Consider the following 11,435-nt stretch of genomic DNA (forward strand, 5'->3'; position numbering starts at 1 on the left):
ATTCGGTCGTACATTTGCGGACCCAAACGGCATCGCTGCCCGAGGGATTTTGTCCGATGGTGTAACCGGCAACACGTCTGATTTTGATTCAGGAGAGTCCAGGTTCGAGCCCTGGTCGGACAACAACTACTTGACGCGAAGGGCGCTGATTCCTCCTGTGGGGAATCGGCGCCCTTCGCGTTTTTGGCGTTTTCACTCACCAGCATTCCTTCATTTGATATGGCTCAGCAGGTAAAAATATTCGCCGGAAACGCTTCCCACGACCTGGGACTGCAGATTGCCGCCTCCTACGGCACCCAGCTCGGGGACCTCAGCATTCAGCGCTTCGCCGACACCGAGCTGGGCCCTAGCTTCAACGAGAGCGTGCGGGGCTGCGCGGTATTTCTGATTCAAAGCACCAACCCCCCGGCCGAAAACCTGATGGAGCTGATGCTGATGGTGGACGCCGCCAAGCGCGCCTCGGCCGCGTCCGTGACGGTGGTGATGCCCTACTACGGCTACGCCCGCCAGGACCGCAAAGACAAGCCCCGGGTCAGCATCGGGGCTAAGGTAGTGGCCGACTTCGTGCAGAGCGTGGGCACCGACCGCCTGATGACCTGCGACCTGCACGCGGGCCAGATCCAGGGCTTTTTCGACATTCCCGTCGACCACCTGGACGGCGCCACGGTATCGGGCCCCTATATCAAGTCGCTGAACCTCGACAACCTGATCTTCGCCTCCCCCGACGTGGGCGGCGTGGTCCGGACCCGGGCGTTTGCCAAGAAGTTCGGCGCTGAAATCGTAGTCTGCGACAAGATGCGCCTGCGGGCCAATGAAATTGCCTCCATGCAGGTCATCGGCGACGTGACGGGCATGAACGTGGTGCTCGTCGACGACATCGTGGACACGGCCGGCACCATCTGCAAAGCCGCCGAGCTGCTGATGGAGCGCGGGGCCAAGTCGGTGCGGGCGGTAATTACCCACGGCGTGCTGTCGGGCCCGGCCCACGAGCGGATCCGCAAGTCGGTGCTCGAGGAGCTGGTCATCACCGACACGATTCCGTTGAAAGAGGAAAATCATAAAATCCGGGTCATCTCCCTGGCCGACCTGTTCGCCCGCGCCATCCGCAACGTGGTGACGCACGAAAGCATCAGCTCTTTGTTCATCTAAGAACTGTCTGCTTCGGCATGAAGGGCTCGGGCACCCTTTCGGTTATTGTCGGCCTGTTGACCATTCTGCTGGTAGCGGCGGCGTTTATTCTGCTGAAGTGGGTTTCGTCGGCCAGCTCTTTTGGCCAGGGGCTTCTTCGGCTGCTGCTCAGCCTGATTGGGCTCGGGCTCGGCGGCTGTCTGTTTTTCGCGGTGCTCGTGGGGTGGATATTTGCGCGCTAGCAGACCGGGCGCTTAGCCTAATCGCGGTTTATATAGCCCTGGCTTTCTATTGCCAAACAATCAGCCTATCTTTGCGGCCCGTTTAGGCTGATTGTCAGCTTGGCTGGACAAAACACATTTTACTTTTTCCAAAAACACAAGCTTATGAAAAGCCTCGAGATTGTAGGGTTTAAAAGAGCGAATCTCGGTAAGAAGGATGCTAAAGCATTGCGTCTGGACTCTTACGTGCCGTGCGTACTGTACGGTGGCGAAGAGCAGATCCACTTCTCGGCCCCGGCCATCCTCTTCCGCGAATTGCTGTACACCCCCGAAGTTCACGTTGTCGACCTGAACGTAGAAGGTACCGTGTACCGTGCCATCGTACAGGATGCCCAGTTCCACCCCGTAAACGAGATGCTGCTGCACGTTGACTTCCTGCTCCTGCAGGAGGGCAAAGAAGTGAAGATGGACATCCCCGTGAAGTTCATCGGCGTTTCGCCCGGCGTACTGGCCGGCGGTAAGCTTGTGTCGAAGCTGCGCAAAGTGAAAGTAAAGGCCCTGCCCGAAAACCTGCCCGACTACGTGGAGGTTGACATCTCGGACCTGGAGCTCGGCAAATCCATCAAGGTGAACCGCGTGGAGCCCAAGAACTACACGATCCTGACCAACTCCCTGGCCCCCATCGCAACGGTAGCCATCCCGCGTGCGCTGAAAGGCCAGATGAGCGAGAAATAGTCTTCCTCACCGGAAGTCACTTTCTGACTCTGAATCAAGAAGCCGCTGCGGTCCGCAGCGGCTTCTTGCTTTTTCTACTTTTCCGAACTTCCCGGCGCAACGCCGGGCCTCTTACCTTTGCCGCATGAAATTTCTGGTTCTGGGTCTGGGCAACATTGGCCCCGAGTACGCCGATACCCGCCACAACATTGGCTTTATGGTGGCCGACTACCTGGCTGCCAAGCACGACGCCCGCTTCGAGACCGGCCGGCACGCCTTCGTAACCGAAATCAAGCACAAGGGCAAAACCTTCGTGCTGGTGAAGCCAACCACCTACATGAACCTGAGCGGCAAGGCCGCCGCCCACTACCTGAGCTCCCTGAAACTGGAGAAAGAGCAGATGGTGGTGGTAACCGATGATCTGGCCCTCCCCTACGGCAAGCTGCGCCTGAAGGGCAAGGGCTCGGCCGGGGGCCACAACGGCCTCAAGCACATCCAGGAAACCCTGGGCTCCGACGAGTACGCCCGCCTGCGCTTCGGCGTGGACGCCAACTTCCCCAAAGGCCGGCAGGTCGACTACGTGCTCAACCCCTTCTCGGCCGATGAGCAGATTGACCTGCCCCTGCGCATCGAGAAAGCCGCCGACGCCGTGCTGGCCTTTGGCACCCTGGGCCTGGAGCGGGCCATGAACGTGGTAAACGTGAAATAGCCTTTCCCCTTCCCTCTCCGGAACGGCGCAAACCCAAACGAGCTAGACCTAAAAGAGCCAACCGCTTCGCAGCAGTTGGCTCTTTTAGGTTTGATGCGTGGCCCGAACTTACGCGACGCCCGAGCCCGGGCGTACGGCGCTGCTGGGCTGCATTAAGCTCAGCGTGCCGTCGGCGTTTTCGGCCATCAGCAGCATGCCCTGGCTCTGGATGCCCTTGATTTCGCGGGGCGCCAGGTTGAGCAGCACCTGCACCTGCTGCCCTACCAGGGCCTCGGGCAGGAAATGCTCGGCAATGCCCGACACGATGGTGCGGGGCTCATCGAGGCCCAGGTCCACGCTCAGCTTGAGAAGCTTCTTGGTCTTGGCCACTTTCTCGGCGGCCACGATGGTGCCGATGCGAAGGTCCATGCGCTGAAACTCCTCGAAGCTGATGTCGTCCTTGGCGGGAGCAGCCACGGCGGCGGCCAGCTCGTTGGCTTTCTTGGTGTCGAGCAGCTTCTGCACCTGGGCTTCCACGGTGGCATCCTCGATCTTCTCGAACAGTAAAAAGGCCTCTCCAACCTGATGGCCGGAAGCCAGCACCTCGGAGTTGCCGGCCTGGCTCCACGGACGGGGCTCCAGGTTCAGCATGCCCAGCAGGCGGGTGGCCGTGGCGGGCAGGAAAGGCTCCATCAGCGTGGTCAGGTTGGCGGTGAGCTGCAGGGCGATGTTGAGGATGGTCGCAACGCGCGGAGCGTCGGTTTTGATCAGCTTCCAGGGCTCGGTATCGGCCAGGTACTTGTTGCCGAGGCGGGCCAGGTTCATCAGCTCATTCAGCGCGTCGCGGAACCGGTAACCATCAATGAGCTGACCGATGCGGCCGGGGTACTCGCTCATTTCCCGGATGACGTGCTCATCCAGCTCCGTCAGCTCCCCGCGCGCCGGAATCCGGCCTTCGTAGTACTTGTGGGTGAGCACCACGGCGCGGTTCACGAAGTTACCCAGCGTGGCCAGCAGCTCGTTGTTGTTGCGGGCCTGAAAGTCCTTCCAGGTAAAGTCGTTGTCCTTGTTTTCGGGGGCGTTGGCACAGAGCACGTAACGCAGCACGTCGGCCTTGCCCGGAAACTCCTGCAGGTACTCGTGCAGCCACACCGCCCAGTTGCGCGAGGTGCTGATTTTGTCGCCTTCCAGGTTCAGGAACTCGTTGGCCGGCACGTTGTCGGGCAGGATGTAGTCGCCGTGGGCCTTGAGCATGGCCGGGAAGATGATGCAGTGAAAGACGATGTTGTCCTTGCCGATAAAGTGCACCAGCTTGGAGTCCTGATCTTTCCAGTAGGTTTCCCAGGTGTCGGGCAGCAGGTCCTTGGTGGCCGAGATATAGCCGATGGGCGCGTCGAACCACACGTACAGCACTTTACCCTCGGCGCCGGCTACCGGTACCGGCACGCCCCAGTCGAGGTCGCGCGTCACGGCGCGGGGGTGCAGGCCCTGGTCAATCCACGACTTGCACTGCCCGTACACGTTGGCTTTCCAGTCGGCTTTGTGGCCTTCCACAATCCATTCGCGCAGCCAGGGCTCGTACTGGTCGAGGGGCAGGTACCAGTGCTTGGTTTCGCGCAGCACGGGCTGGTTGCCGCTGAGCATGGAGCGGGGCGAAATCAGCTCGGTGGGGCTGAGCGAGGAGCCGCACTTCTCGCACTGGTCACCATAGGCATTCTCGTTGCCACAGTTGGGGCAGGTGCCCACGATGTAGCGGTCGGCCAGGAATTGGTCGGCTTTCTCGTCGTAGTACTGCTGGGAGGTCTGCTCGATGAACTTATCTTCCTGGTAGAGCTTCCGGAAAAAGCCGCTGGCAACCTCGCTGTGCGTTTTCGACGACGTGCGGGAGTAGATATCGAACGAGACGCCGAAGTCGGCGAAGGAGTCGCGGATGATGGCGTGGTACTTATCGACCACCTGCTGGGGCGTCACGCCTTCCTTCTGGGCCCGGATGGTAATCGGCACGCCGTGCTCATCGGAGCCACAGATAAACTTCACATCGCGCCCGGCAGCCCGCAGGTAGCGCACATAGATGTCGGCGGGCAGGTATACGCCGGCCAGGTGCCCGATGTGGACAGGTCCGTTGGCGTAGGGCAGAGCGGCAGTTACGGTATAGCGTTTAAAGTCGGCAGGCATGGGCAGGAAAAGCAAAAAGGAATGGGTAAAAAGCGGGCTTTCAGAAAATAGCTCCGTTGATTAACCACTGAAAAAAGAGTTGAAATGGATGGAAAACGGAAACAGCTGGTTAGTAAATCTTTTTGGCTGGCAACTACGTCTACTGTCGTGCTCCCGCCGACGAAAGTTTAAGCTAAATTGTCGGCCGTAGTATCACCAACTCTCTGCACGCATGAAAAACGCCAAACCGGCCAAAGCCGAAAAAGCCCCCAAGGCTCCCAAGAAAGACCCGGCCCTGAAAGCCCAGCGCAAAGCGGATAAAGCCGCCGGCAAGGCGTCGGCGTCGATAACCAAAAAGCGCGACGACAAAAAGGCGAATCAGAAGCAGACCCTGAAGTCGGCGGCCAAGCAGCTGCAGCGGGAGCTGGACCTGCGCATGAGCGAGATGGTGAAAAACATTCGCAAAGAAACGAAAGCAAAGCTGAAGGAAGTAGTGCGTGAAGCGACCCGCCGCCTCGACGTGGATACGGAACGCATGTTTGAGGAAGCTTTGCATACAATCGTGCGCCACTACAGCGCCACGCCCACTTCCTCGTCCGACAGCGTTTCGACCGGTGGTGATACCAAGCCCGCGGCCCCGGCTGCCCGCAAACGCCCGGCCCGCCCGGCTGCCGGCAGCGCCAACGGTGCCGCCCAGAAGGCCCGGCCCGCTGCCTCAGCCCCCGCAGCTGCTCCTGCATCCCCGAGCCGCCGGAGTCGCCCGGCGGCCAAACCCACGACTCCGGCCACCAGCCCGGAGGCCGGCAGCGCCGGTGAAGCCGGGGCGTAGCCTGCCGACGCTTCCAAAAATAAACCGGCCCGCCAGGAAACTGAGCGGGCCGGTTGCGTTAGGGGGTAGTTTAGGGGCGGCGCAGGGTATCAACCGGGGAGTCGCGCAGGCGGCGGACCCGGGTTTCGGGCGTCGTGGTGTTGGGGTCGTTGGTATTCACGCTCTCGATGCGCTGCCGGGCACCCGTGCCGCTGGCCTGCTCCCGGATCGGAACCTGGCCCGGGGTGGCGTCAGGTACGGCCCCGCCGGCATTGGTACCGTTGTCGTACGCGGCCCGGCGCTGGGCGTCGGAGTTGATGGCCGTGGGAACCGGAACCCGGTCTACTTCCGCCCTTTGGTCCTGGGACGACATGCAGCCGGTGCTGAGCAGGGCGCCGCCCAGCAGCAGGGCACGGGTCGAAATAGAAACGTAGCGGTTCATGGCACTTCAGGTTAGCGCGGACCATCGTCTGCCCGCGGAGCTACAACGCACAGCCCGACGGTGGGGTTGGCATCGGCCAGACCCGAAAAGCAGTCGGCCGCCCCGCCCGAGGGCAGAACAGCCGACCGGAAGAGTAATCAGCGCAGTTACTTCGCCTTTTCAAATATCATGGCGTCGGAGTCCATGCAGTAGCGCAGGCCGGTGGGCTTGGGGCCGTCGTTGAAGACGTGGCCGAGGTGCCCGCCGCACTGGGCGCATACAATCTCGTCGCGGCTCATGCCGTGGCTGTCGTCGGTAGTCACCTTCAGGCTGCCCTCGGTGGCCGGGGCCCAGAAGCTCGGCCAGCCGGTGCCCGACTCAAACTTGGTTTCGGAGGAAAACAGCAGGTTGTGGTCGGCGGCGCAGTAGTAGTTGCCCTTCTCGTGGTTGTCGTGGTACTTGTTGTTGAACGGCGGCTCGGTGCCCTGCTGGCGCAGAATAAAGTACTGGGCAGGCGTGAGCTGGGCTTTCCACTGCGCGTCGGTTTTGCGGACCGGAAACTCGTTGGGCTGGTGGGTGACGGGCTTAGCCGTAGGATACTGCTTGCCGGCTGAGGCCGAGGTGGAAGCCGCCGTGGCGCCCTGCTTTTTCTGGGAGCAGGCCGAGCCCAGGGTCAGAACCGAGAGCAGAAGTACAAGAAGGGAGGAGCGCATCAGTGAAAAAATAAAGGCGGATGAAAAAGCTGAGCAGCAGGGTGCTGCTGTGGGCAAAACATACGCGGCCCGGGTTCGGTTCGGGTTGCGGCCCGGCAATAAGTTACCGGCTCAGGGAGCTAAATGCCCCTTGCTCAGTGTTCTTTGCTCAGTAATAATTGATTAAGGCGGGCTTTGCGCGGGGAATTGTCTACCTTTGCGCCCGCAAAACCCTTAGTATGCAGAACATCCGGAATATCGCAATCATTGCGCACGTTGACCACGGCAAGACCACGCTCGTGGACAAAATCATTCACGCCTCAAAGCTTTTCGACGAGCACCAGCAGTTCGACGATCTGATCCTCGACAACAACGACTTGGAGCGTGAGCGGGGCATCACCATCGTCTCCAAGAACGTGTCCGTTCGCTACAAGGACGTTAAAATCAACATCATCGACACCCCTGGTCACGCCGACTTCGGCGGTGAGGTAGAGCGGGTGCTCAAGATGGCCGACGGCGTGCTGCTGCTGGTAGATGCCTTCGAAGGCGCCATGCCCCAGACCCGCTTCGTGCTGGGCAAGGCCATCGACCTGGGCCTCAAGCCCATCGTGGTCGTCAACAAAGTAGACAAGGAAAACTGCCGGCCCGACGAGGTGCACGAGCAGGTATTCGACCTAATGTTCAACCTCGGCGCCAACGAAGACCAGCTGGACTTCGTGACGCTGTACGGTTCTTCGAAGCAGGGCTGGATGAGCACCGACTGGAAAACCAAAACCGACAGCATCATCCCGCTGCTCGACGCGGTAGTTGCTTCGATTCCGCCCGCCCCGGTGCTCGACGGCACGCCTCAGATGCAGGTTACCTCGCTCGACTACTCATCGTTCGTGGGCCGTATCGCCATCGGCCGCGTGCACCGCGGTACGCTCAAGGAAGGCGCCAACATGAGCCTCGTGAAGCGCGACGGCACCATCAAGAAAGTTAAGATCAAAGAGCTGCAGGTATTCGAAGGTTTGGGCCGCACGAAAGTAGCCGAGGTTAGCTCGGGCGAAATCTGCGCCGTAACCGGCATCGAAGGCTTCGACATCGGTGATACCCTCGCTGACGCCGAAAACCCCGAAGGGCTGACCACCATCAGCATCGACGAGCCGACGATGAACATGCTGTTCACCATCAACAACTCGCCGTTCTTCGGTAAGGAAGGCAAGTTCGTGACCTCGCGTCACCTGCGCGACCGTCTGTTCAAGGAAACCGAGAAAAACCTGGCTTTGCGCGTCAAGGAAACCGACCGCGAGGACACCTTCCTGGTGTACGGCCGCGGCATTCTGCACTTGTCGGTTCTGATCGAGACCATGCGTCGCGAAGGATTCGAGCTGCAGGTAGGCCAGCCTCAGGTGTTGTTCCGCGAGGACGAAAACGGCAACCGCCTCGAGCCCATCGAGCACCTCGTGGTCGACGTGCCGGAGGAAACCGCCGGTAAGGTGATTGAGCTGGTAACGATGCGCAAGGGCGAGCTGACCATCATGGAGCCCAAGGGCGACCTGCAGCACCTGGAGTTCAACATCCCCGCCCGCGGCCTGATCGGCCTGCGTAACAACGTGCTGACCGCCACCGCCGGTGAGGCCATCATGAACCACCGCTTCATGAGCTACGAGCCCTACAAGGGCGTGATTCCCGGCCGTATCTCCGGTTCGCTGATTTCGATGGACACCGGTGCCGGCACCGCCTACACCATCGACAAGATGCAGGACCGTGGCGAGTTCTTCGTTGATCCGGGCGAGGAAGTGTACGCCGGCCAGGTTATCGGTGAGCATACCCGCCCCAACGACCTGACCATCAACATTCAGAAAGGCAAGAAGCTGACGAACATGCGTGCTTCGGGCTCGGATGAAAACGCCAAGATCATTCCCAAGCGTCAGTTCTCGCTCGAGGAAGCCATGGAATACATCCAGAAGGATGAGTACCTGGAGGTAACGCCCAAGTCGATGCGGATGCGCAAGATCCTGCTCGACGAAAATGAGCGTCTGCGCTCGGCCAAGAAAATCGACTAGTTTTAAATTGGTAGTATCAAAAAAGGCGCGGCTTCGGTCGTGCCTTTTTTGTCTTTATGCCAACCGGTATCAGTGCTTTCTGCTATCTTGATAATGATTTTACACAATTCATTATGATACGACTTCTACTGACTGTGCTGGCTTTCTCCACGGGAGCCTTTTATCAGAAAACGACGGCCCAAAGTATTATCGCCGGGGCCACTGCCGGGGTGCGTCACGTTGACATCAGCCCGGACCGGGTTGTCGCCGTAACCCGCCCGGCCGGACCAAACACAACCGTGCAGCAGTTTGACTCGCTCGATCTGGACAGCGACGGGCGGTTTGACCTGCGCCTGGTTGCCTTCAGCACTACCTGGTCGCAGGCCGGCCGGACCGGGACCAGCTCCGAGGCGCTGCTTCTGCCCCTGCACACCGACGTTGAAATTGCCGCTGCATCCGGAGGCCCGGTTATCATTGGCTTCACGCCCTCCAGCGAGATTCAGAGCAGCTTACCCCCGCCCACCGGCAGCCCTTCACTGCCCAACATCTGGGCTAACCCTTCCAATCTGTACCGCAACGCGGCGCTGGCTCATATCGAAACCAACCCGGCCGGCGGCCGGAGCTACGGGTACTGGAATAGCGGGCAGGATATCTATGCCGGCGTGCGGCTCCGCAGCACAGCTGGTGCCGGCTGGGCGTATGGCTGGGTTGGATTGCAGGTCAGCAACCTGACGCTGCAAAGCATCACCCTCACCATCAAAGGATACGCGTTCGAGCAGCTGATTCTGGCTACCCCGCAGGCAGCGGCCCGCACATGGCAGCTTTATCCCAACCCGGCAGCAGAAATTCTCCGGCTGCGGACGGAACGGTCCGGCCAGCTCCGCCTGCTGGACGCCGCGGGCCGGGTAGTGCAGCAGCACATCCTGACCGCCGGGGGCGAGCAGGAACTGAGCATTGCCACGTTACCGGCGGGCATCTACCTGCTGGAACTTACCACCGCTGCCGGCCGAACCACCCAGCGGCTGCACAAACTTTAGCGCCAGGAGCGCCCGGCTCCAGGCCGGTCAAGTGTTCTTTCATTCAACTGCAACAGCCCATGCCCCACAGCTGCTCCCGGTTCGCGTGCAGGCAGCTTTTTTCAATTTACAAGCACCTCTTTTAGCTTAGAACCCGAATCATCCTCACCTATACTCTGCCTGGTATCCCATGAAACTCCGTCTGCTGCTCTTGTTGGGGTTGTGCTTAGTTGGATTAATGCCCGCGTCCTATGCCCAGCAGGGCCGGATTGTCGCGGGTCAGACCGCCGGCTTGCGCGTCATGCCCAGTACAATCAATTTTGGCTGTAGTCCCGCGGGATTCTGCCAGGAGCTGGACGTAGACGGCGACGGTCAGAACGACCTGATCCTCAGCACCCGCACCGTCGGTACGGGCAGCGGCTCCGGCGTATATTACATTGAAGCAGAAGCCAAACGTGCCGATACCGAAGTAGCCGGGGCCGACTCGGCTACGTGGGGAACAACGGTCCGTAACCGCGGCATGGCTTTGCCCCTGGCCGCGGGCGACAGTATCAGCAGCCGGCCGCGAAGCAGTGGGCGCTACGTGTGGTGGAAGCCGGCTTCGGGTACGCTGATGAGCAAAGCATCCCTGTATTTCAGCCAGGTTTCCCCATCCGGGTCCAGCACCTCCGGCTACTGGCGGGATACCGCAACCCACTACCTCGGCCTGCGCATGGCCCAAAGAGGTGGCGGGTACCGCTACGGCTGGCTGCGCATAAAGGGGCAGGCCACCGTGCGGAGCTATGCCTTCCAGACCTCGATAAACCCGGTCCGCCCCGGTCAGCTTGCGGGCCTGGCCATCTACCCCAACCCGGCGAACGGTCAGCTATTTGTGCAGCTGCCCACGCCGGGCTCAGCCCGGGTTGAAATTCTGGATGCCCGGGGCGCCTGCCGGCGGGAGCAGCTCATTCTGACCGGCTCTGCCCCTGCCGAGCTGCTGCTGACTGGCCTTGCCCCGGGTTTGTACCTGGTGCGGGTTTCTACTGCGGCAGGCAGCTTCACCCAGCGCATTATCCGGCAGTAAACGCTCCCCGGATTCGTGTAGTGGAAAAGATGCGGCGGCGCTTTTCTGCTACCGCCGCACGTCGAATGCCAAGCAGCCTTGCACGGGCCCGGTGCTGACTTCCACTCTGTCGACCCGGGCGGCGGGCGGCCCCTGCCGGCACCAGCTTTCCAGGTCGTCGAGGGCCGGAACGGAGCCTTCGGCTTCAATCGTGACGGTACCGTCCTCGTTGTTTTGCACGTAGCCGGTGAGGCCTAGCCGGCGGGCCTGCTCCCGGGTGCTCTGCCGAAAGAAAACACCTTGTACGCGGCCATGAACATGAAACGTGCGGTGCTCATCGGGGGTGGTACGGGTCATGGCGCTGGCTGGGATTAACGGAAGGAAATTCCGGTCTACGGGATGCCGGTCTGGCGGTCTTAGCTACGAAAAACAGCTCAGGCAGCGGCTACTTCAGGCACCCGCTGTCCGTTGAGCTGCAACACGCTGAATTTACGGGCGGCTTCGGGCTTTTACGGCTCTGGCAG

12 protein-coding genes and 1 tRNA gene are annotated in these 11,435 nt (G+C 60.8%); 9 read left to right on the forward strand and 4 right to left on the reverse strand.

Translation table 11 applies throughout. The annotated features are described in order from the left end of the window. Positions 1-50 precede the first annotated feature (50 nt). From LJY25_RS16195 to pth, 5 genes are all read left to right on the forward strand, one after another. Positions 51-123, forward strand: a tRNA-Gln gene (locus LJY25_RS16195). Positions 124-219: 96 nt separating this feature from the next. Next, positions 220-1,149, forward strand: coding sequence for a ribose-phosphate pyrophosphokinase (locus LJY25_RS16200; RefSeq protein ID WP_227609402.1), 930 nt, complete (start codon positions 220-222; stop codon positions 1,147-1,149). 17 nt (positions 1,150-1,166) lie between these two features. Further along, on the forward strand, positions 1,167-1,370 hold the full coding sequence (locus LJY25_RS16205; protein ID WP_227609403.1) for a hypothetical protein: 204 nt from the start codon (positions 1,167-1,169) through the stop codon (positions 1,368-1,370). Between the two features lie 144 nt (positions 1,371-1,514). Further along, complete coding sequence (locus LJY25_RS16210; RefSeq protein ID WP_227609404.1) at positions 1,515-2,084, forward strand: 50S ribosomal protein L25/general stress protein Ctc; 570 nt, start codon at positions 1,515-1,517, stop codon at positions 2,082-2,084. 124 nt (positions 2,085-2,208) lie between these two features. Beyond that, positions 2,209-2,772: an aminoacyl-tRNA hydrolase gene (gene pth, locus LJY25_RS16215; protein WP_227609405.1), complete on the forward strand. Its 564-nt coding sequence runs from the start codon at positions 2,209-2,211 to the stop codon at positions 2,770-2,772. Positions 2,773-2,880: 108 nt separating this feature from the next. Here the strand turns inward: pth and metG are convergent, their stop codons facing one another. Continuing rightward, on the reverse strand, positions 2,881-4,926 hold the full coding sequence (gene metG, locus LJY25_RS16220; RefSeq protein WP_227609406.1) for a methionine--tRNA ligase: 2,046 nt from the start codon (positions 4,924-4,926) through the stop codon (positions 2,881-2,883). A 211-nt stretch (positions 4,927-5,137) separates the two neighbouring features. Here metG and LJY25_RS16225 point away from each other — a divergent pair, with 211 nt between their 5' ends. Continuing rightward, positions 5,138-5,734 carry a hypothetical protein gene (locus LJY25_RS16225; protein ID WP_227609407.1) on the forward strand — a complete coding sequence of 199 codons (597 nt, stop codon included), beginning with the start codon at positions 5,138-5,140 and terminating at the stop codon, positions 5,732-5,734. Positions 5,735-5,804: 70 nt separating this feature from the next. Here the strand turns inward: LJY25_RS16225 and LJY25_RS16230 are convergent, their stop codons facing one another. Together LJY25_RS16230 and msrB are read right to left on the reverse strand one after the other, a co-directional pair. Further along, positions 5,805-6,155 carry a hypothetical protein gene (locus LJY25_RS16230; RefSeq protein WP_227609408.1) on the reverse strand — a complete coding sequence of 117 codons (351 nt, stop codon included), beginning with the start codon at positions 6,153-6,155 and terminating at the stop codon, positions 5,805-5,807. 146 nt (positions 6,156-6,301) lie between these two features. Next, a complete protein-coding gene (msrB, locus tag LJY25_RS16235; protein ID WP_227609409.1) occupies positions 6,302-6,847 on the reverse strand; it encodes a peptide-methionine (R)-S-oxide reductase MsrB in 546 nt (181 codons plus the stop codon). 218 nt (positions 6,848-7,065) lie between these two features. Here msrB and typA point away from each other — a divergent pair, with 218 nt between their 5' ends. The 3 genes from typA (at position 7,066) to LJY25_RS16250 (ending at position 10,932) form a co-directional block, all read left to right on the forward strand. Beyond that, the gene (gene typA, locus LJY25_RS16240; protein ID WP_227609410.1) at positions 7,066-8,874 is read left to right on the forward strand and encodes a translational GTPase TypA; all 1,809 of its coding nucleotides are present in this window, start codon (positions 7,066-7,068) and stop codon (positions 8,872-8,874) included. Positions 8,875-8,987: 113 nt separating this feature from the next. Further along, a complete protein-coding gene (locus LJY25_RS16245) occupies positions 8,988-9,890 on the forward strand; it encodes a T9SS type A sorting domain-containing protein (RefSeq protein ID WP_227609411.1) in 903 nt (300 codons plus the stop codon). Positions 9,891-10,107: 217 nt separating this feature from the next. Beyond that, complete coding sequence (locus LJY25_RS16250; RefSeq protein WP_227609412.1) at positions 10,108-10,932, forward strand: T9SS type A sorting domain-containing protein; 825 nt, start codon at positions 10,108-10,110, stop codon at positions 10,930-10,932. 48 nt (positions 10,933-10,980) lie between these two features. Here LJY25_RS16250 and LJY25_RS16255 read toward each other — a convergent pair whose 3' ends face one another. Next, positions 10,981-11,268 carry an acylphosphatase gene (locus LJY25_RS16255; RefSeq protein WP_227609413.1) on the reverse strand — a complete coding sequence of 96 codons (288 nt, stop codon included), beginning with the start codon at positions 11,266-11,268 and terminating at the stop codon, positions 10,981-10,983. Positions 11,269-11,435: the final 167 nt, after the last annotated feature.

Origin of the sequence: Hymenobacter translucens (genome assembly GCF_020685205.1) — a bacterium.
GTDB lineage: Bacteria > Bacteroidota > Bacteroidia > Cytophagales > Hymenobacteraceae > Hymenobacter > Hymenobacter translucens.